16 protein-coding genes and 4 pseudogenes are annotated in these 20781 nt (G+C 66.9%); 10 read left to right on the top strand and 10 right to left on the bottom strand.

What is annotated here, in order from left to right:
* Nucleotides 1-33 precede the first annotated feature (33 nt).
* The 3 genes from MMSP_RS21135 to MMSP_RS21125 all read left to right on the top strand — a co-directional run bounded on the left by MMSP_RS21135 (nt 34) and on the right by MMSP_RS21125 (nt 1311).
* Complete coding sequence (locus MMSP_RS21135; RefSeq protein WP_020788268.1) at nt 34-405, top strand: DivIVA domain-containing protein; 372 nt, start codon at nt 34-36, stop codon at nt 403-405.
* Nucleotides 402-980 carry a DNA-3-methyladenine glycosylase I gene (locus MMSP_RS21130; RefSeq protein ID WP_011739206.1) on the top strand — a complete coding sequence of 193 codons (579 nt, stop codon included), beginning with the start codon at nt 402-404 and terminating at the stop codon, nt 978-980. The genes MMSP_RS21135 and MMSP_RS21130 overlap by 4 nt, the downstream gene beginning before the upstream one ends.
* A gap of 163 nt (nt 981-1143) precedes the next feature.
* Complete coding sequence (locus MMSP_RS21125) at nt 1144-1311, top strand: DUF3117 domain-containing protein (RefSeq protein WP_003406247.1); 168 nt, start codon at nt 1144-1146, stop codon at nt 1309-1311.
* Nucleotides 1312-1333: 22 nt separating this feature from the next.
* Here the strand turns inward: MMSP_RS21125 and glgA are convergent.
* Nucleotides 1334-2496 (bottom strand): annotated as a pseudogene (gene glgA, locus MMSP_RS21120) (glycogen synthase).
* 209 nt (nt 2497-2705) lie between these two features.
* On the opposite strand from glgA, the gene glgC reads away from it, so the two are divergent.
* On the top strand, nt 2706-3920 hold the full coding sequence (gene glgC, locus MMSP_RS21115; RefSeq protein WP_036426829.1) for a glucose-1-phosphate adenylyltransferase: 1215 nt from the start codon (nt 2706-2708) through the stop codon (nt 3918-3920).
* Nucleotides 3921-4011: 91 nt separating this feature from the next.
* On the opposite strand, the pseudogene MMSP_RS21110 reads toward glgC, so the two are convergent.
* From MMSP_RS21110 to MMSP_RS21085, 6 genes and pseudogenes are all read right to left on the bottom strand, one after another.
* Nucleotides 4012-5520: pseudogene (locus MMSP_RS21110) on the bottom strand (PE family protein).
* Nucleotides 5521-5764: 244 nt separating this feature from the next.
* Nucleotides 5765-7576, bottom strand: coding sequence for a PE family protein (locus MMSP_RS21105; RefSeq protein WP_020788263.1), 1812 nt, complete (start codon nt 7574-7576; stop codon nt 5765-5767).
* Nucleotides 7577-7788: 212 nt separating this feature from the next.
* A complete protein-coding gene (locus MMSP_RS21100; RefSeq protein WP_012395794.1) occupies nt 7789-8463 on the bottom strand; it encodes an isoprenylcysteine carboxylmethyltransferase family protein in 675 nt (224 codons plus the stop codon).
* Nucleotides 8464-8491: 28 nt separating this feature from the next.
* Nucleotides 8492-10135, bottom strand: coding sequence for an ABC transporter permease (locus MMSP_RS21095; RefSeq protein ID WP_020788262.1), 1644 nt, complete (start codon nt 10133-10135; stop codon nt 8492-8494).
* Nucleotides 10132-11079 carry an ABC transporter ATP-binding protein gene (locus tag MMSP_RS21090; RefSeq protein WP_020788261.1) on the bottom strand — a complete coding sequence of 316 codons (948 nt, stop codon included), beginning with the start codon at nt 11077-11079 and terminating at the stop codon, nt 10132-10134. Before MMSP_RS21090 ends, MMSP_RS21095 begins: the two co-directional genes overlap by 4 nt.
* Nucleotides 11069-11707, bottom strand: coding sequence for a TetR/AcrR family transcriptional regulator (locus MMSP_RS21085; protein WP_020788260.1), 639 nt, complete (start codon nt 11705-11707; stop codon nt 11069-11071). The genes MMSP_RS21090 and MMSP_RS21085 overlap by 11 nt, the downstream gene beginning before the upstream one ends.
* Before the next feature lie 206 nt (nt 11708-11913).
* Here MMSP_RS21085 and MMSP_RS21080 point away from each other — a divergent pair.
* Nucleotides 11914-13706 (top strand): annotated as a pseudogene (locus tag MMSP_RS21080) (PPE family protein).
* Between the two features lie 62 nt (nt 13707-13768).
* Here the strand turns inward: MMSP_RS21080 and MMSP_RS21075 are convergent.
* The gene (locus tag MMSP_RS21075; RefSeq protein WP_012395789.1) at nt 13769-14443 is read right to left on the bottom strand and encodes an O-methyltransferase; all 675 of its coding nucleotides are present in this window, start codon (nt 14441-14443) and stop codon (nt 13769-13771) included.
* Between the two features lie 222 nt (nt 14444-14665).
* Here MMSP_RS21075 and sigE point away from each other — a divergent pair, with 222 nt between their 5' ends.
* From sigE to tatB, 4 genes are all read left to right on the top strand, one after another.
* On the top strand, nt 14666-15433 hold the full coding sequence (gene sigE, locus MMSP_RS21070; RefSeq protein WP_020788257.1) for an RNA polymerase sigma factor SigE: 768 nt from the start codon (nt 14666-14668) through the stop codon (nt 15431-15433).
* Between the two features lie 145 nt (nt 15434-15578).
* Complete coding sequence (gene rseA / locus MMSP_RS21065; protein WP_036426827.1) at nt 15579-15983, top strand: anti-sigma E factor RseA; 405 nt, start codon at nt 15579-15581, stop codon at nt 15981-15983.
* Between the two features lie 171 nt (nt 15984-16154).
* The gene (locus MMSP_RS21060) at nt 16155-17669 is read left to right on the top strand and encodes a S1C family serine protease (RefSeq protein WP_036426825.1); all 1515 of its coding nucleotides are present in this window, start codon (nt 16155-16157) and stop codon (nt 17667-17669) included.
* Nucleotides 17669-18061, top strand: a complete 393-nt coding sequence (tatB, locus tag MMSP_RS21055; protein WP_011742078.1) for a Sec-independent protein translocase protein TatB — start codon at nt 17669-17671, stop codon at nt 18059-18061. The genes MMSP_RS21060 and tatB overlap by 1 nt, the downstream gene beginning before the upstream one ends.
* Nucleotides 18062-18076: 15 nt before the next feature.
* Here the strand turns inward: tatB and MMSP_RS21050 are convergent, their stop codons facing one another.
* Nucleotides 18077-19237 carry an Mrp/NBP35 family ATP-binding protein gene (locus tag MMSP_RS21050; RefSeq protein ID WP_020788254.1) on the bottom strand — a complete coding sequence of 387 codons (1161 nt, stop codon included), beginning with the start codon at nt 19235-19237 and terminating at the stop codon, nt 18077-18079.
* Between the two features lie 69 nt (nt 19238-19306).
* Here MMSP_RS21050 and MMSP_RS28955 point away from each other — a divergent pair, with 69 nt between their 5' ends.
* Nucleotides 19307-19564 carry a hypothetical protein gene (locus MMSP_RS28955; protein WP_020788253.1) on the top strand — a complete coding sequence of 86 codons (258 nt, stop codon included), beginning with the start codon at nt 19307-19309 and terminating at the stop codon, nt 19562-19564.
* Here MMSP_RS28955 and MMSP_RS28950 read toward each other — a convergent pair.
* Nucleotides 19452-20710, bottom strand: a pseudogene (locus MMSP_RS28950) (lytic murein transglycosylase); the annotation flags it as partial. The gene MMSP_RS28955 and the pseudogene MMSP_RS28950 sit on opposite strands and share 113 nt — an antisense overlap.
* Between the last annotated feature and the right edge of the window lie 71 nt (nt 20711-20781).

Genomic DNA, 20781 nt, shown 5'->3' with positions numbered 1-20781 from the left:
GACCTGTCGGTCCGGTAGGGCAAGATCGACGGCGTGGCGTTGGTGTTGCTGTACCTGGTGGTACTTGTCTTGGTGGCGGTCGTGTTGTTCGGCGTGGCAAGCCTGCTGTTCGGGCGTGGTGAGCAGCTGCCGCCGCTGCCCAGGGCGACGACCTCGACCGTGCTGCCCGCCTATGGCGTTACTCGCGCCGACGTCGACGCGGTCAAGTTCACCCAGGTGCTGCGCGGCTACAAGACCAGCGAGGTCGACTGGGTGCTGGATCGATTGGGGCGTGAGCTGGAGGAATTACGCGAGCAGCTCGCCGCGGTGCACACCTCGTCGACCAGCGAAAGTCCGGCCGGGCCCGAAGACAGCGACGTGCCGGGCAGCCAACCCGCGGTTTCGAATGGAGCCGATTCCACGTGAACGATGGCCTGCGGCGCTGTGACTGGGCCGAGATTCGTCCGGGACCCGACGCGCAGACCTACCGCGACTATCACGACCAGGAGTGGGGACGCCCGCTATATGGCCAGGTCGCGCTGTTTGAACGGATGAGCCTGGAGGCCTTCCAGAGCGGCCTGTCGTGGTTGATCATCTTGCGCAAGCGGGAGAATTTCCGGCGGGCGTTCTGCGGATTCGACATTGAGAAGGTGGCCGGCTACACCGACGCCGACGTGCAGCGGCTGCTCGCTGACGAGGGGATTGTGCGCAACCGGGCAAAAATTGAGGCCACGATTTCCAACGCGCGCGCCGTGATCGGCCTCGGATCGGAGCAAGACCTGTCGGAGTTGTTGTGGTCGTTCGCGCCCCCGGCGCGGCCGCGGCCCGCCACACTGGCTGAAATACCCTCGGCCACTGCCGAATCGAAAGCGATGGCGCGCGAGTTGAAACGCCGCGGGTTCCGGTTTGTGGGCCCCACCACCGCATATGCGCTGATGCAGGCGACCGGAATGGTCGACGATCACCTCCGTGGTTGCTGGGTCCCGCCGATAGTCCGGTGACGCCACAAGTCGGGTCTTGTGCACCTTGTGATCTGGATAGGGAACAATGGGGGGTGATTTGGCAGTTCAATGTCGGGTATGGCTGGAAATCCATTCATGGGGCATGCTCGGCGCCGGCCAGGTCTGCCACGGCAGGCCAGCTCGAATCTGGAGGGAGCACTCGATGGCGGCGATGAAGCCCCGGACCGGCGACGGTCCTCTGGAGGCAACAAAAGAGGGGCGCGGCATCGTGATGCGGGTACCACTTGAGGGAGGTGGCCGGTTGGTCGTCGAGCTGACACCCGATGAAGCCGCGGCGCTGGGTGACGAGCTCAAGGGTGTGACGAGCTAGCTCAGATCGCGAAAAGTGTGCCCTATCGGCACACTTTTCGATAGATATCCAGCGTCTGCTCGGCAATCTGTGTCCAGGAGAATTCCTCGATACAACGCTGCCGTCCGGCTTGGCCGTAGCGTTCGGCTTTGGCTGGGTCCGCGACCAGTGCATTTACCGCCTGTGCCAGCCTGGATTGATAACCGGCGGGGTCGTCGGCCGCGTAATGCGCCAGCGTGCCGGTGATTCCGTCGGCGACCACCTCGGGGATGCCGCCGACATCGGAGGCCACCACCGCGGTCGCGCAGGCCATTGCTTCGAGGTTCACGATGCCCAATGGCTCGTATATCGATGCGCAAACAAAAACTGTTGCGGCCGAAAGTATTTCGCGAAGCTTCTGCACGGGCAGGATGTCGCGGATCCAGAACACTCCGCTACGAGTGCTGGCCAGTTGAGCCACCGCGGACTGCACTTCATTGGCGATTTCCGGGGTGTCGGGAGCACCCGCGCACAGCACCAACTGGACGTCCGGGCTGAACTGGTGTGCCGCTGCCAGCAAGTGCGGTACGCCCTTTTGCCGGGTGATCCGCCCGACGAACGCCACAATGGGGCGGTTCGGGTCGACCCCGAGTTCGGCGAGCACCGAAGCGGTACCAACCGGTCCGGCCGGAAACCACACTTCGGTGTCGATGCCGTTGCGGACGACATGCACCATCCCTGGATCCAGCCCGGGGTACAGGTGCAGGACGTCATCACGCATTCCGGAGCTGACCGCGATTACCGCGTCGGCGGCCAGGACGGCGGTCTTTTCCACCCAGGACGAGATCTGATAGCCGCCGCCGAGCTGCTCGGTTTTCCAGGGCCGCATCGGTTCGAGCGAGTGGGCGGTCAAGACGTGCGGAATGCCGTAGAGCAGGGCGGCCAGATGCCCCGCCAGGCCGGTGTACAGGTATGTGAGTGCACCACGCTGGCTGCGTCGGCGGCATTGGCCATCACCAGATCCGCGGACAATGTGGCCAGTGCCGGGTTGGCGTTCGCCAGCCGCGGATCGGGCTGATGGGCCGACGCGTCGGGGCGGGGTGCGCCCATGCAATGCACGTCGACGGTGCACAGGCGCTGTAATCGAGCCACCAGCTCGGTGACATGTACCCCAGCTCCGCCATAGACCTCCGGTGGGTACTCCCGAGTCAACATCGCCACCCGCATACCCGGCACCGTAGTGCGGTGGCCGCACCGCTCGCACCTCGGGCCGACCCGCGGTCGGCGGCTTTGCGGGAAAGAGCGACAAAATGCGCCTAATCGGCTGGATTCATACCCGTCGAAGTGGTCAATTGGCCTGACGGACAGCCGGACAGAACGGGCACAGGCCGGGGATCCGCTGGCAGCGCTTCGCGGGTGCCGTTAGGTTTGAGGCCATGAGGGAAGCACCACACGTGCTTGGCATCGTCTTGGCCGGCGGTGAGGGCAAGCGGCTTTATCCGCTGACTGCCGACCGCGCCAAGCCCGCGGTTCCCTTCGGCGGCGCCTACCGACTGATCGATTTCGTGCTCTCCAACCTGGTCAATGCTCGGTATTTGCGGATCTGTGTTCTCACCCAATACAAGTCGCACTCGCTGGACCGGCACATATCGCAGAACTGGCGGTTGTCGGGTTTGGCCGGTGAATACATCACCCCGGTTCCGGCTCAGCAGCGACTCGGTCCGCGCTGGTACACCGGCTCCGCCGACGCGATCTACCAGTCACTCAATCTGATCTACGACGAAGATCCGGACTGCATAGTGGTTTTCGGGGCCGATCACGTTTACCGGATGGATCCCGAACAGATGGTTCGGTTTCACATCGACAGCGGGGCCGGGGTCACGGTGGCCGGTATCCGGGTGCCGCGTGCTGATGCGAGCGCGTTCGGCTGTATCGACGCTGACGATGCGGGGACCATCCGCGATTTCGTGGAGAAGCCGCTGGAGCCGCCCGGCACACCCAACGACCCCACCAGCACGTTCGTCTCGATGGGCAATTATGTCTTCACTACCAAGGTGCTGATCGATGCGATTCGGGCCGACGCCGACGACGACCATTCCGACCACGACATGGGTGGGGACATCATCCCGAGACTGGTCGCCGACGGGATGGCGGCGGTCTACGACTTTTCCAACAACGAAGTACCGGGCGCTACCGACCGCGACCGGGCATATTGGCGTGACGTCGGGACCCTGGACGCTTTCTACGACGCGCATATGGACCTGGTGTCGGTGCATCCGGTGTTCAACCTGTACAACAAGCGCTGGCCGATCCGCGGCGAGTCGGAGAACCTGGCGCCCGCGAAGTTCGTCAACGGCGGCTCTGCGCAGGAGTCGGTGGTGGGTGCGGGCAGCATCATTTCGGCCGCCTCGGTACGCAATTCGGTGTTGTCGTCCAACGTCGTGGTCGAGGACGGCGCGATCGTGGAGGGCAGTGTGATCATGCCGGGCGCGCGGGTTGGCCGCGGCGCGGTGGTGCGGCACGCGATCCTGGACAAGAACGTCGTCGTCGGGCCCGGCGAGATGGTCGGCGTGGACTTGGACAAGGACCGGGAAAGGTTCGCGATCAGCGCCGGCGGCGTGGTGGCCGTGGGCAAGGGCGTCTGGATCTAGGTCACCTTTCCCGCGCGAGCAGACACAAAATCGCGCCTTTTCGAACTCAACAGGGCGATTTTGCGTCTGCTCGCGACGCGGATCTGCTGGCTCAGGCCCCCAGCGCCGCGGACAACAACCCATCGGCGCCGCTGTGTCCGTCGGCACCGGGGGGTGCGCCGGTTCCGCCGGCGCCGTTCTGAACGCCTGATCCACCGAAACCGCCATTGCCGCCAGCACCGCCGGCCCCGCCGTCTCCGTAAAGCCAGCCGCCGTTGCCGCCGTCGCCGCCGTCGCCGCCGCGGCTGCCGCTGCCAAGCAGTAGGCCGCCGTTGCCGGCGGCGCCGCCAGCTCCGCCCATGCCGTCATTTCCGCCTTGGCCGCCCGTTTGGTCGCCGTAGCCGCTGTCGCCGCCAGCTCCGCCCATGCCGCCATTGCCGCCGTTGCCGCCAATGCCGATGAGCCCGGCGTTGCCGCCACCGGCACCGATGCCGCCGGTGCCGCCGGCCCCGCCGGGTCTTCCGGCCGAGACATTGTCGGCTCCCGTCCCGCCGGCGAAACCGGCTCCGCCCTGGCCTCCGGTCCCGCCGTTGCCAATCAGCCAGCCCCCGTTGCCGGCGGTGCCGCCATTGCCGCCGTCGCCGCCATCTCCGCCGACTCCTGTCGAGGGGAGACCGTTGCCGCCGCCGCCGCCCATGCCGCCCAGCCCGCCGTTGCCGCCGTTGCCGAACAGCAACCCGCCGTTGCCGGCAGCGCCGCCGTTGCCACCGGTGCCGCCGTGGCCGCCGTCAAGAATCACCGGATGCTGGCCGTCGGCGAAGGGGGCGTTGCCGTCGAGGCCGGTGCCGCCCGTACCGCCCTGTCCGCCGGCGCCTCCGGAGCCCCATAACCCGGTGCAGCCCCCGGCGCCCACCGCGTCCTCCGTCACCGCCGGGCAGGCCCCGTCCGCCGTCACCCCCGGCGCCACCGTCACCGCCGTCGCCGTGCAGCCACCCGCCGCGGCCTCCGTCGCCGCCGGCCCCGGCCACACCTCCGTCGCCGTAGTAGTTGAGTCCTCCGTCGCCGCCGACACCGCCTGCCCCGCCGTTGCCGAACAATCCGGCGGCCCCACCGATCCCACCGGCATCAGTCCCGCGGACCCGCCGGCGCCGCCGGCCACGCCCGCGGTGGTGCTGGTGCCGCCGTTACCGCCGTTGCCGTAGAGCAATCCGCCATCCCCGCCGGCTTGTCCGGGGGCCCCGTCGGCACCGTTGCCGATCAGCGGGCGCCCCAGCAACGCCTGGGCGGGGGCACGGATCGCCGTCAGCATGTCTTGCGCCGCCGCCTGCAACGGCGAGACGTTCGCCGCCTCGGCGGCCGCGTAGGCGCCCCCCGCGCCGGTCAACGCTTGCACGAACTGGTTATGAAACGCCCCCACCTGAACGCTGAGCCCCTGATAGGCCTGCGCATGAGCGGTGAACAGCGACGCCATCGCGGCCGATATCTCGTCGGCACCGGCGGCCAGCACCGCGGTAGTGGGAGCCGCAGCCGCGGCGTTGGCAGCGCCGATCGCTGCGCCGATACCGTCCAAGTCTGTTGCTGCCGCCGCCAAAATCTCTGGCGCGGTTACCAAAAACGACATTGCTGACCGGCCCCCCTGGGTCGTGGTCGAACCTTCGGTGAAAACGGTGAAAACGGTGAAAACAACGTATCCCGACCTGGTCCCACCCGCTGCTGGTTCACCCGGACTTCATCGATTCCCCGGCTTCCGGCGTGCCGGCAAAGTTCCCGCTGCCCGGCGGCTCACCACCGCGAGCAGACACAAAATCGCATTGGCCGTGGCGAAAATGGGCGATTTTGTGTCTGCTCGCCGAGGGAACTGGTGGCTAGGTCCCCATAGAACCGGGTTGGCCGAACAACAGCCCTGCTGCGCCACCCTGCCCGCCATCGCCGTCGGTACTGCCCACGCCGCCGTTGCCACCGTTTCCGCCGTTGCCACCGTTGCCGATGATTCGGGCGTTGCCGCCGTCGCCCCCGTCGCCGCCGACTCCTGACTTGCCGTCGAATCCGACGGGGCTACCACCGTGCCCTCCGTCGCCGCCTTGCCCGCCTGCGCCGCCGCCGCCGTTGCCGTATAGCCAGCCACCGTCGGTGCCGTTGCCGCCCAGGCCGCCGGCGCCCCCGGCACCGCCGTCTCCGCCGATGTTGGCGCCGGCACAGTCACCGCCGTCTCCGCCGGTGCCGCCACCGCCACCCTGCCCGCCGGCTCCGCCGGCGCCGAACAACAGCCCGGACTTCCCGGCGGAACCTCCGGTGCCGCCGGCACCGGCGTCGCCGCCAATGCTGCCGGGCACAGAAAGGGCGGAGTTGCCGCCGTGGCCGCCGTCGCCGCCGGAGCCACCGTTCCCACCAGCCCCTCCGTTGCCAAAGAGCATCGCCGCACTGCCCCCGGCGCCGCCATTACCTGCGACACCAGCATTGCCGCCCTGGCCGCCTATGGGGTTGCCGCTGCCATTGCCCCCGCCGAAGCCGGCGCCGCCGTGTCCACCGGTACCGCCATCGCCGAACAGCAGCCCTGCGCTACCGGCGGCGCCGCCGTTGCCGCCATCGCCTCCGTGGCCGCCGTCGGCGCCGTTGATACCGCGACCGCCGCCACCGCCGGTGCCGCCGTGGCCACCGTCACCGCCGTTGCCGATCAGCAACCCGCCACTGCCGCCGGTGCCGCCATTGCCTGCGTTGCCGGCATTGCCGCCGCCGATATGGCCGGCAACGCCATCCAGACCGATGCCACCGGTGCCGCCGTTTCCGCCGACGCCACCGGTACCCCACACACCGGCGCCGCCGCCGGCCCCTCCGTCGCCGCCACTGGCACCTTGTAATCCGATCCCGCCGGTTCCGCCGGTGCCACCGACACCGCCGTTGCCGTACAGCCATCCACCGCTACCGCCGTCACCGCCACCCGCGCCGGCCCCTCCGTCGCCGGCCAGGTTGAGCGCACCAAAGCCGCCGTTGCCGCCGGCCCCGCCGGTTCCCCAGAGGCCCGCACTGCCACCGACGCCGCTCGCCCCACCGGCCCCTCCGGCCAGAGTCGCGGTGCCGCCATTGCCACCGGCGCCACCTTGGCCGAAGAGCCAGCCGCCGGCCCCGCCGTTGCCGCCGAGGGCGCCGGCCCCGCCGCCACCGCCGGCACCGCCGTTGCCGATCAACCCGGCCGCCCCGCCGTCCCCGCCGGCGACGCCGGCGGTGGTGCTGGTGCCGCCGTTGCCGCCGTTGCCGTAGAGCAGGCCGCCATCCCCGCCGGCTTGTCCGGGGGCCCCGTCAGCGCCGTTGCCGATCAGCGGGCGCCCTAACAACGTCTGGGTGGGCGTATTGATCACCGCAAGCAGCTCCTGTGCCGCGGTCTGCAATGGCGAGGCGTTGGCCGCTTCGGCGGCCGCATACGCGCTTCCCGATCCGGTCAAGGCCTGGATGAACTGGGAATGAAAAGCCCCGGCCTGGGCACCCAGCCATTGGTAGGCCTGCGCGTGCCCGGTGAATAGCGCCGCGACCGCCGCGGATATCTCGTCGGCCCCGGCCGCCAGCACCGCAGTGGTCGGCGCCGCTGCCGCCGCATTGGCCGCGGTGATCGTCGAACCGATGTTGTCTAGATCCAACGCCGCCGAGGCCAACATCTCGGGCACCGCCACCAGGTACGACATCGTTGACCTCCACCGAACGGTCCGCAACGGACCAGCTACGAGCAACAACGTAGCGCGACCCGCAACGGTGGTCTGGTGATTCCGCCAGACTCATATCCGCTGCGCCGGGTGTGGGTGGGTGCTTCGTCAACGTCGTTGCGTGCTGGGGGAGGGGTGTGCCCGTTAGGCGCTGTCGGCAGGCAAGCGGCTTTCCTGGCGCTGATCCCAGTTCGCTACCACACCCGCGGCAGTAATCGATACCGCACCTGTTGCATGTAGTCGCGATACCCGTCCAGTTGGTCAACCAGTGCGCTCTCCTCGTCGAGGATGCGAAAGGCCAGAACCAGCACGCTCGGCGGGACAATCACCAGACCCCAGTAGGAACCCAGTGCCAGGGGTATGCCCAGCATCAGGATCACATTCCCGACATACATTGGGTGTCGCACCAGGCTGTAGAGGCCGGTGGATACCACCTTTTGATCGGATTCGACGGTGATGGTCGCCGCCGCATAGCCGTTCTGGATGACCACCAGCATCGCGATCCCTAGCCCGGTCGCGATCAGCAGGTCGCCGATCAGGCACACCGCCGTCGGGACCGACGACCAGCCGAATCGATGGTCGAGCGCGCTGAGCGCCACCATCGCGAACAGCGCAACAAATGCCGCCGTGATGATGACCTTTTGGATACCTCGACTTTCCGCTCGAGGTCCGGCGTGCATACGTCGCTGCAGCGCAGCGGGATTCGTTCGTCCCAGGTAGATGCTGGGTACCAACGTTGCGACGGCGAAGACTGCCATGAAGACCCAGGCCTGCCAATAGTCGAATGTGCCGGCCGGGATGAACACGATGAGGCCGAACGCGACCAGGCCGACGATTGATGACAGCGCCACTCGAACAACGGTTTTCATCTTGCTCCCAGTCAGGTCGGCCGTTATTTCAGCAACGTAGATCGCGCCGCCGCAAAGCCAGGGCGCCCAGCAAGATCAGCGTGATATCGATGGCCAGCAGCCACAGCAGCGGTACGGCGGTGAAATCACGGCCGATTCGCGGAACGTGGGCGAACGGCTCCAGGTCGAGCAGCCACTGTGGAACTCCCGCGAGTGAACCAAGTAGGTACAGTGCGACGAATCCGATCAGCACGCCCCACACGACCGGCGTGAATCGTGGAGCCAGACTGAATAGCCCAACGGCTACCGCCGCCAGCAGCCACACGGCGGGAAGCTGTACCGCAGCGGCGCCGACAACGGTCGCTAGTTTGGCGCCGACATCGCCTGCCGCGATGCCATAGGCGATTCCGGCGACCAAACCGGAGAGCACGGTGGCCACGGCCGACCCGGCCAGTGCCATCACCAGATGGCTTGATAGCCAACGCGTCCGGGAAACCGATCCGGCCAGCAGCGGCTCGGCGCGCTGGCCGGTCTCTTCCTGATGCAAGCGCAGGGTCAGCGAAATGGTAAATGCGGCGGCAACCATGCCGACGAGGGTGAAGGCCAGCGTGACGAAGGCTTCCTCGAGCGCAGCGGTGCCACCCATCCGGGTGACGATCTCACGCACCGCGGTGTTGTCGCCCAGTTGATCGCCGATTCCGTGCACCACGCTGCCCATCACCAGGCCGTACAGGCACAGCCCGATGGTCCACAGCAGCAGTGCGCCGCGGTCGAGCCGCCAGGCCAGCCCGAACGTGTTGCTCAGCATGGGCGCGGCGGCTCCGGCGCCGGCGCGCTCGGCGATGAGCCCGGCGCCGACGTCGCGGCCGGCGCGCAGCCGATAGGCCAGCACGGTCAGCGCCGCCGTTGTCGCCAAGGGCAACAGCAACACCCACCACCGCTCACCTGCATAGGGTCTGACCAGCAGGGACCACCCCAGCGGGGAGAACCAGGACAGCGCGCCGGAACCGGCATCACCGATCGCCCGCAAGGTGAATGCGGTGCCCAGCACGGCGAACGCGGCACTGCGGCAGGACCGGGCACTTGGCGACAGCTGTGCGCAAACCGCGGCAACGGAGGTGAAGACCAGCCCGGAGGCGGCCAGGGCGGCACCGAACGCCAGTGACCCGGCCGCGGGCACGTCGGTGGTGAGTAGGCCCGCCGCGCCGATCGCACCGGTGGCGACCGACGCGCCGAACGACAGCAGCAGTGCGGCAGTGAGATTCGCATACCGGCCCACCGCGGTGGACTCGACCAGTTCGGCACGGCCGGTTTCTTCGTCGGCTCGGGTGTGACGAATCATCGTGAGGATGACGGCCACCGCGATCAGGGTGTGGAACATCCCGGCTTTCCAGACCCCGACGGCACCGAGGCTGTCGTTGTAGACGGGGCCGTAGAGCGCGCGCTGGGCGGGGCTGGCCATGATGGCGGCCGCGGCGACGGCGCGGGCCGCCTGGTCGGGGTAGACCGCTTGAATACTGCCGACGTAGACCGTGGCCAGCGGCACCGACAGCAGCATCACCCGCAGCGGCAACCCAACTCGGTCGCGGCGCAGGTACAGGCGCAATAGCCGGAGCGTCCCGGCGAGCCCCGATGCGCGTTGCGGTCCGCGATGTGCGGGCCGGCTTGGCCGGTCCAGGACCGTGGTGCTCATCGCGCTGCGACTCCGGTGCCGCTGCGGTGTTGGGCCTCGCCATCGGGGCCAACGCTGTAGTGACGCAGAAACAGCTCTTCCAGAGTCGGTGGCTGGCTGACGAGACTGCGTACGCCGGCTTCGCCCAGTACCCGCACCAGCTCGCCCAGGCTCTCGCTGTCGACCTGGACATGTAGCGTGTTGCCGTCGACGGTGACGTCTTCGACTCCTTGGATCCTGGTGAGATCTCCTGGCTCGCCGATCATTTCAGCCTTGATCGAGGTGCGGCTGAGGTGGCGCATGGAGGCCAGCGAACCGCTCTCCACGGTTCTTCCGGCCCGGATGATGGTTATCCGCTCACACAGCGCCTCGGTTTCGGCCAGGATGTGGCTGGACAGCAGCACCGTCACCCCCCTGCCGCGCGCTTCGTCGACGCACTGCTGAAACACGTTTTCCATCAATGGGTCCAAGCCGCTGGAGGGTTCGTCCAACAACAGCAGCCGGGCCCGTGAGGAAAAGGCGGAGATCAGCGAAACCTTCTGCCGGTTGCCCTTCGAGTACGTTCGGGACTTCTTGTGCGGGTCCAGGCCGAAGCGCTCGATCAACTCCGCACGACGATCTTGATCGATACCTCCGCGCATCCGGGCGAGCAGATCAATGATCTCGCCGCCGGTCAGCGACGGCCACAGTGTGACATCACCGGGCACGTAGGCGATCTGGCGATGCAGCTCGACTGCGTCGGTCCACGGATTGCCGCCCAACAGGCGCACACTTCCGCTATCCGCCTTCACCAGGCCCAGCAGGATGCGGATGGTCGTCGACTTCCCGGCGCCGTTGGGGCCCAAGAAGCCGTGAACCTCTCCCTCGCGCACCGTCAAGTCCAGTTCATCGAGTGCGCGCAACGAACCGAAGTTCTTGGTTAGACCCCGGATCTCGATGGGTGTCGAGCCGATGTCAGTGGCCATGAGATTCTCCTTGGTTGTCCTGCGCGAGGAAGGCGTCGTACATGGTGCTGTCGGCCATCAGGCCTTCGGTATAGATCTCGAGCGATGGCAGCAGCATGTCCCGCGCGTAGTCACGCAATACCGCACGCAAATCGGTTGGCGTCTGGTGCATTTGCAGATACAGCAGAAACCCCCCAGCCCCGGTGATGGCCAGAAACTTCGCCCTGGCTTTCGGGTCGCGGCTGGCTTTGATGGTGCCGGCTCGAACGCCCTCCGCAAGGTATTCCTCGGCGTTGTCGATCATCTGCTGCCACAGCATCATGGCCAGCTCGCTGCCGGACTGCATGCTGCGTACCAGGTAGGCCATCAGCGGTGCGTATGACTCGACTTGGGCAAGTTGGCCGAGCCAGGTGGCCGGGTCGTTGGACTGCATCGCCGTCAACTTCTCGCTGCGGATCTCTTCGGCGACGTAGTTGTCACAGGCCTTGCGCAGGCCCTCCTTGGAGCCGAAGTGGTGGATGACCAGCGCCGCGCTCACTCCCGCACCTTCGGCGATGGCGCGCAGGCTGACACCGAAGCCGTGCTGACCGAACTGCTCGATCGCCGCATCCCTGATGCGCGCCGCCGCAGTCAAGTCGACTGAACGCATGTTCAATACACTAAACCTACGTTCAGGGCATCGTCAAGGACTGGCTACCTGGTGGAAATCGCCGGCGTCGCAATAGCCCGAATGCGGCTGGTGAACTTTGATCAAACGCGGCCAAAGCTCGCCCCGAGCGGGGTACGGTAACTCGCGTTACCGATCTTGATATCGCCAATATCGGCGAAGGCCGGTCTACGAAGTTCGGGGGAGCGGTGAACTTTTCGATATTGCCGCCGGAGATCAACTCGGCGCGAATCTTTGCCGGGGCGGGATCCGGCCCGATGCTGCAGGCCGCGGCCGCCTGGGATGGGCTGGCGGCGGAACTGAGTTCGGCCGCCGACTCTTTTGGGTCGGTGACATCGGGCCTCGTCGGCGGATCCTGGCAGGGGCCGGCGGCAGCTGCGATGACCGCCGCCGCGGCCCCGTATTCGGCTTGGCTATCGGTGGCGGCGGCCCGCGCCCAGTCCGCGGCTGGTCAGGCCAAGACCGTGGCGTCGACATTCGAGGCCGCCTGGGCGGCGATGATTCATCCAGTCGCGGTGGGACAAAACCGATCTCAGTTCGTGTCGCTGGTGCGCTCGAATCTGTTCGGCTTCAATGCGCCGGCGATCGCGGCGGTCGAAGCCCAGTACGGGCAGATGTGGGCGCAGGACGTGGCTGCGATGTCCGGCTACCACGCGGGGGTTTCGGCCTCAGCGGCAGCGCTGGCGCCGTGGCAAACAGTGCTGCAAAACCTGCCGGGTCTGTCGGGTGTCAATCTCGGCATCGGCAACGTCGGCAACAACAACATCGGTATCGGGCTTTCCGGCGACAATCAGATCGGTATCGGCGGGTTCAACGCCAACGGCGCCGGCTGGAATCTCGGGTTCGGGAACGACGGCAGCTTCAACATCGGTCTCGGCAACACCGGCAACGGCAACATCGGCCTGGCGAACACGGGCGACGGCAATATCGGTATCGGGCTGACCGGGGACAACCAAATCGGTTTCGGGGGCTGGAACTCCGGCGCCGGCAACACTGGCTTGTTCAATTCGGGCGCCGGTAACAGTGGCTTTTTCAACTCGGGCTCTGACAACTGGGGCCTTGCCAACACGGGCAGCACCAACTGGGGCGCAGTGAACTCGGGCAGCCTCAACACCGGCATCGGCAACACCGGCAGCACCAATACCGGCTGGTGGAACGCGGGCAGTGTCAACGACGGCCTATTCAATGCGGGCAACGCCAACCTCGGCTTGGCGAACTCGGGGAACGGCAATCTGGGCGGCTTCAACTCCGGCGGCGGCACCTCCGCGCTCTTCGGTCATGACATCGGCTTTTTCAACGCGGGCAACCACAACGTAGGCATGTTCAACGCGGTCTTCGCCAACGTGGGTTGGGCCAACGCGGGTATCGGCAACACGGGCGCTTTCAACGTCGGGGGCAACGACGCAAACCCGGTGACTGGGGCCGGAACCATCGGACAGGCCGGCAACACTGGCTTCTTCAATGCCGGCTACGCCAACACCGGACTTTTCAATGCGGGCGACAGTAATACCGGTCTGTGGAACACGGGCAACGTCAACACGGGTGTGGGCGGCACAGGCACCCACAGCGGCAATTCCGGCTTCGGTAACTCGGGAACCGGAAACTCCGGCTTCTTCAACTCCGGTAGCTACAACTCGGGCCTGATCAACTCGTCGGCCGGGGGTACAGCTCCGGTGTCGGAAACTCAGGCGGCGGTGGATACAACGTGGGTTTCTTCAATTCCAGCGCCGGTGGCACCGACACCGGCTTCTTCAACTACGGCGACGGCGGCCTACACGTCGGCTGGCTGAGCTCCGGGGACCACGTCGTGGGCTTGGCCAGCACCGGCTACTACAACACCGGTCTTTTCAACTCGGGTGACCACAACACGGGCGTGGGCAACCAGGGCAGCAATAGCTCGGGCTTCGGCAATTCGGGCCACTACAACTCGGGCGGATTCAACGCGGGCGACTACCAGTCGGGCTTCTTCGGCCGCTCGTGACGTCCTAGTCGGTGCGACCGTCGATCGCCGCGCTCACGGCGAGATCCGCAAGCCCGCCTCAACTAGTCGCGGACCGCGGCCAGCACACCGTCACCCAGCGGCACCAGCGCCGGGGTGAGCCGTTCATCCTCGGCGATCAGGCGTGCCGCCTCCCGTACCGCGGTCACCTCGGCGTCGCGCGCGGCCGGATCGCCGGCCCGGCCGCCAAGAGCGGCCCGATGCACCACGATCACCCCGCCGGAGCGCAGCAACCGCACGCCCTCGACCACATAGTCGGGCTGATCGATCGGGTCGGCGTCAACGAACACCAGGTCATAAGAGTCATCGGCGAGTCGCGTCAGCACCTCTTGAGCGCGGCCGCTGATGAGCCGGGTGCGCGAGGGTCCGATACCGGCTTCGGTGAACGCCTGCTTGGCGACCCGCAGATGCTCGGGCTCGATGTCGATCGTGGTCAACACCCCGTCATCGCTCATGCCGGATAGCAACCACAAGCCGCTGACACCGGCGCCGGTGCCTACTTCCGCCACCGCCTTGCCGCCACTGAGCTTGGCCAGCATGCTCAAGAGCGCGCCGACCGCGGGTGTTACCGCCCCAACGCCGATGTCGACAGCCCGGTCCCGGGCGGTCTTGAGGATCGTGTCTTCCGAGATCGATCCCTCAGCGTGGGCAGACAGCAATTCGGCTCGACTCGGGGCCGGCTGGCCTGGGGTGTCTGAGCTGCTATCGGTGCCATGCATGCCCGCAGCGTATGTCGGATTGGCGACGCAGTCGGGCAGGCGCGCCCGTTGCCAGGAGTGGCGTCGCGACATCGCGCAAGCCGACACGCCCAAGGCTGACGATGCAATCGAGCTTCATAACGAGTGTATAATTGCAGGATAACGCAGGTAACGAATTGGTTTCTCAGCTAAACCTCAGTTTGCTCATATGCCGCCCATACGCCGGTACGCGACGGTAACGGCATGGAACGTGGAGGACGCGGGCTCGGGAATACAGAATGGCAACTGCGCGTTGCCGCCGGTGACGAACTGCCGATGTCTGATGGCAGGGAAAAGCCGGAGGAACACACCATCACCACCTTGAGCACCACGACCATGTCTCACCCCCAACTGGTCCGCGACGACGAGTGGGCCGAAACCTCTGATGGGTTGCTGGGCACCGCGGTATTCGATGCGACCGGTGACAAGGCTGCGATGCCGTCGTGGGATGAGTTGGTGCGCCAGCACGCCGACCGGGTGTACCGGCTGGCCTCTCGCCTGTCGGGCAATCAACAGGACGCTGAGGATCTCACTCAGGAAACGTTCATCAGGGTGTTCCGGTCCGTCCAGAACTACCAGCCGGGCACCTTCGAGGGCTGGTTGCACCGCATCACTACCAACCTCTTTCTCGACATGGTCCGCCGCCGGTCGCGCATCCGGATGGAAGCGTTGCCCGAGGACTACGACCGGGTGCCTGCCGACGACCCCAACCCCGAGCAGATCTACCACGACTCACGGCTGGGACCCGACTTGCAGGCGGCGCTCGATTCACTGCCGCCGGAGTTCCGCGCCGCGGTCGTCCTGTGTGACATCGAAGGTCTGTCCTACGAGGAAATCGGCGCCACCCTGGGCGTGAAGCTGGGCACCGTGCGTAGCCGGATTCACCGCGGACGGCAGGCGTTGCGTGACTACCTCGCCGCGCATCCCGAACACAGCGAACTGAGCCCGAGGCTTGTCGGTACCGCCCGATAGCTCGTCGAACGTGCGTCGAACCATCGGTTTGGCTTCCGCATGGTTGCCAACTGATCCCAAATCCTGGGGTTCTACTGGCCAATAATGGTTATCAGGCACCGGACCGCGCTACATTCGACATATCGATGGCGGGAAGGAGCTGGTGATGGCCGACCGGGGGCATGTGTTTCGGCGCGCGTTCTCCTGGCTTCCTGCTCAGTTCGCTTCTCAAAGCGATGCGCCGGTAGGTGCGCCTCGTCGCTTCCGCTCTACCGAGCACCTGTCCATCGAGGCGATTGCGGCGTTTGTCGACGGTGAGCTGCGGATGAACGCACACCTGCGGGCCGCGCATCATTTGTCGATGTGTCCGCAATGCGCGGCCGAGGTAGAGGACCACACCCGGGCGCGGGCGGCGCTGCGTGACTCCCACCCCATCCGCATCCCAACCGCGCTGCTGGGAATACTGTCGGAGATTCCGCATCATCCTTCGGAGGGCGCCCCCGAGGACACCACCGGGCTCGCCGACTCGTTCGCCGAGCGCCAGGCCCGTGATCAGCGGAAGCGGCGCTAGCTTGGCAGCTGCGCGCCGATACGCACTGCCCGGGAGTTGCTGCGTGCGGGTTCATGCCGACTAGCCGGGATCCATGGATACTAGGGTGGACACCGACAACGCCGTGCCAATAGGACGGCTCGTGTTGACTCCCGTCTCGAACGCTCAATTGAGGATGTAGAAGAGGATCACGTGACCTCCGACCAAGGCAACAACAGTGGCCAAGACGGCGGCCCCCGCCTGGCGCCCCGTCCCATCTCCCGGCCACCAGTCGATTCCGCGGCATGGCAAACGTTCGGGCGTCCATCGGGGGTCCAGGGATCGTTTGTGGCCGAGCGGGTGCGCCCGCAGCGGTATCGCGACCAGTCCGAGTACGAGCCCCACGATCAACCGGCGGACCCGGTATTGGAGGAGGCCTTCAGCCGTCCCGTCGGCGGTGCCGACTCGCTGCAGCGCCACCCCATCGACGCCGGCGCCTTGGATGCCGAGAAAGACGGTGGCCAGGCGGACGAGGCTGATGACCCATGGCGCGATCCGGGTGCTGCGGCAGCATTGGGTACCCCCGCGGTAGCCGCGCCGTTACCGCAGGGCGCGCTGGGCCGAACCGGCAAGCTCGGCGTTCGTGACGTGTTGTTCGGCGGCCAGGTTTCCTACCTGGCGCTGATTGTGCTGGCCGTGATCGCGCTGGTGATTGGGGCGCTCGGCGGTGTCATCGGCCGCAAGACGGCCGAAGTCGTCGAGGCGTTCACAACGTCGAAGGTGACCTTGTCCACCAACGGCAACGCCCAAGAGCCGGCGGGCCGGTTCACCAAGGTGGCGGCCGCGGTCGCCGACTCGGTGGTAACTATCGAGACCAAGAGCGACCAGGAGGGCATGCAGGGTTCCGGTGTCATCGTCGATGGGCGTGGCTACATCGTCACCAACAACCACGTGATCTCCGAGGCCGCCAACAACCCCAGCCAGTTCAAGACGACCGTGGTGTTCAACGACGGCAAGGAGGTGCCGGCCAGCCTGGTGGGCCGCGACCCCAAGACCGACCTGGCGGTACTCAAGGTCGACAACGTCGACAATCTGACCGTGGCCCGCCTCGGCAATTCCGACAAGGTCCGGGTTGGCGATGAGGTGCTGGCGGTCGGTGCGCCGCTGGGCTTGCGCAGCACGGTGACCGAAGGCATTGTCAGTGCGCTGCATCGCCCGGTCCCGCTGTCGGGGGAGGGCTCCGACACCGACACGGTCATCGACGCCATCCAGACCGATGCCTCGATCAACCACGGCAACTCCGGCGGTCCGCTGATCGACATGGACTCCCAGGTGATCGGCATCAATACCGCCGGCAAGTCGCTGTCGGACAGTGCCAGCGGGCTGGGTTTCGCAATCCCGGTCAATGAGATGAAGTTCGTCGCCGAAACCCTGATCAAAGACGGGAAGATCGTGCACCCGACGATCGGGATCTCGACGCGCTCGGTGAGCAACGCGATTGCCTCGGGTGCGCAGGTGGCCAACGTGAAGGCCGGAAGCCCCGCGCAGAAGGCCGGAATCCTGGAAAACGACGTGATCGTAAAGATCGGCAACCGCAGTGTTGCCGACTCCGATGAATTCGTCGTCGCCGTGCGTCAGCTGACCATCGGGCAAGACGCCCCGGTGGAGGTCGTCCGCGATGGTCGCCATGTCACGCTGACCGTCAAACCCGACCCCGATTCCAGCTAGTGTTCGCCAACATCGGCTGGGGGGAAATGCTCGTGCTCGTCGTGGTCGGGCTGGTCGTGCTTGGGCCGGAACGGCTCCCGGGCGCCATCCGCTGGAGTTCGGGCGCGTTGCGTCAGGCGCGTGACTATCTCAGCGGGGTCACCAGCCAACTCCGCGACGACATGGGGCCTGAGTTCGATGATCTGCGCGGGCAGCTCGGCGAGTTACAGAAGCTGCGGGGGATGACGCCGCGTGCGGCGCTGACCAAACACCTGCTCGACGGCGACGACTCGATCTTCACCGGGAACTTCGACAAGGCGGCGTCTGCAACTCCGGCCGTGGATGCGGTGGCATCCGCCCAGGAGGCGCCGGATGAGCCGGTTCGCCCGCCGTTTGATTCCGACGCAACCTAGACCGTAAGCGAGCGCTCAGCGCCGCTTCGGGTCCAATCCCAGCGACATGCCGGTCAGCCCACGGCGTCGCGAGGCCAGGCTGTCGGCGATGCCGAGCAGCTCCTTGCCCACCGCGGAGTCGGGTGCGCGCAGCACCATCGGCATTCCCGAATCCCCGGCGTCCACCAGTGCCGGGTCCAGCGGGATCTGTCCGAGCAGCGGCACGTCGGCGCCGACCGCGCGGGTCAGCCTTTCTGCCACTTGCCGGCCACCGCCCTCACCGAATACGTGCATCGTGGTGCCATCGGGCAGCGTCAGTCCAGACATGTTCTCCACCACGCCGACAATCCGCTGGCGGGTTTGTAGCGCGATGCTGCCGGCGCGTTCGGCCACCTCGGCAGCGGCCAGCTGCGGCGTCGTGATGACCAGGATCTCAGCATTGGGGATCAGCTGAGCCACCGAAATGGCGATATCGCCCGTACCGGGCGGCAGATCGAGCAGCAGCACATCCAGGTCGCCCCAGTACACGTCGGCCAGGAACTGCTGCAGGGCCCGGTGCAGCATCGGTCCCCGCCACACCACCGGCGTGTTTTCCTGGGTGAACTGGGCGATCGAGATCACCCGCACCTCATGGGCGATGGGCGGCAGGATCATCGACTCGACCTGGGTGGGCCGGTCGGTGGTGCCCATCATCCGCGGAATGGAGTGGCCGTGGATATCGGCATCGAGGACGCCCACCGACAGGCCGCGGGCGGCCATTGCGGCCGCCAGGTTGACGGTGACGGTGGACTTCCCCACGCCGCCCTTGCCCGAGGCGACCGCATATACCCGCGTCAATGAGCTGGGTTGGGCGAACGGGATGACCGGTTCGCGCGCGTCCCCGCGTAGCAGCTTGCGCAACTCGGTGCGCTGCTCGTCGCTCATCACATCCAAACTGACCCGCACGTCCCCGGTACCGGGCACGTCGGCCACCGCTTGGGTGACGCGCTCGCTGATTTCGGTCTTTTTCGGACACGCACCGGTGGTGAGGTAGATCTCGACGTGCACCGCGCCGTCGGGGGCGACCTCGACGCTCTTGACCATTCCGAGTTCGGTGATGGGGCGGCGCAGCTCGGGATCAACCACCTTGGCCAGTGCGGCCCGGATAGCTTGGGTTGTCGAGGACTGATCGGCGGCGTTATCTGGGGTTCCGGACATCACTGCCGAGTCTATGCGGCTGCGGCTGGGCTACGGCCCTGCGGCCAGCCAAGTGGTCAGTGGACCGGGGTGAGTACCGGTTCGCCGGGAGCCGGCCCGCTGGGTGTGGGGGTGGGAGCAGGCCCAGCCGGCGCCGGTGCGCCGGGTGCCGGTGCCGGGCCGAGCGGGGTGCAGGTGCCGGGCCGGCCGGTGCCGGACCACCGGGTACCGGCGGGCCAGCCGGTGCGGGTGCGGGAGCCGCCGGCGGACCGCCGACCGGGGGAGCGCCCAGTGGAGCCAGTGGATCTGGCGGTGGCGGCGCGGCGGGGGCAGGCGGTGGCGGCATGAGTCCGAACGGCATCGGAGCGGGTGGCGGGACCGCCTCGGGCGGGTTGGTGACGCAGATCAGGGTGCACCCGGGCTGTGGCGCCAACGGCGGCGGCGTGGGCTGCATCCACGGGAACATCGGCGGGGGAGGCGCCGGCATCTGCGGCGGGGCAAAGTCGATCAACGGCATGTGGGAGAGCGGGTCGGCGGGCCCCCAGGGCCCAAGCCGTTGGCGTTCAACGGCAAATTCGGGCCGAGGCCTTCCGGATGCTCCAGGTGAGCGTCGCCAATCGGTGGGGGCGGCGCGGTAATCGGCGGCAGGTCGGCGGGCAGCACGCCGGTGGCGTACGCCGCGGCCCAGCCCAGCACGTTTTGCGCGTAGGGCATCGAGTTGTTGTACCGCAAGATTGCGGCCATGACCTGACCTGGATCCCGTAGGTTCAGCCCGCCGCTGCACAGGTACCGGGCGGCGGCCAGCGTGGAGTCGAAGATGTTTTGTGGGTCGGGCACCCCGTCGCTGTCGCCGTCGGAGGCATAGCGCGCCCAGGTGCCGGGCAGGAACTGCATTGGGCCCATTGCCCGGGCGTAGGTGACCCGGTTGCCGACCTTGCTTTGGATGATCACTTCGTTGCCGGGCAGGGTGCCATCCAGGGCGGGCCCATAGATCGGGTTCACCGCGGTGCCGCGTTCGTCAACGGCCCCGCCGTTGGCGTGCATCGATTCGATGCGGCCGATGCCGGCCAGCAGGTTCCAGCTGATGCCACAGGCCGGAGCGGCGGTGGCCATTTTCTGCTCGGCATTTCGATAGGCGGTCAGCGCCATGATGGGAATGCCCAGGGCTCCGGGGGCATTCACGACTCTCGCCGGCGGTGGGGCCGCGGTGGTGCCCGCAGCGATGTGGAAGTTGGTCGGAGGGCGCTCGACGGCGACGATGCTCGGGCCGGACAGGTCGATGGCGGGCGACGGCGCCACCGCCGCCACCGGCGTGATGACAGCCCGAACGGCCGGTGTCTTCCCGTATGACGCGGGAGCCGTGGCGCCGACCGCGCCCGCGAATACCAATGGGGTGATCATGGCGATGCCGAATACCGGCGTTTTGGCACGGAGTGCTCGTTGCCGCACCGATGCGACGGCCGGGTGAGCAACCCAGCGGCCCCCTATGCGCACCTCGACCGTCCTCGATGTTTATGTATGGCGTCGGGAAACTTACATATCGATAACTTCGTGAACTAGATCAC

Source organism: Mycobacterium sp. 012931, assembly GCF_000419295.1.
In the GTDB taxonomy this organism is placed as follows: domain Bacteria; phylum Actinomycetota; class Actinomycetes; order Mycobacteriales; family Mycobacteriaceae; genus Mycobacterium; species Mycobacterium marinum.
Note: the sequence above shows the minus strand (reverse complement) of the source record. Positions and strands in the feature narration are given on the sequence as shown.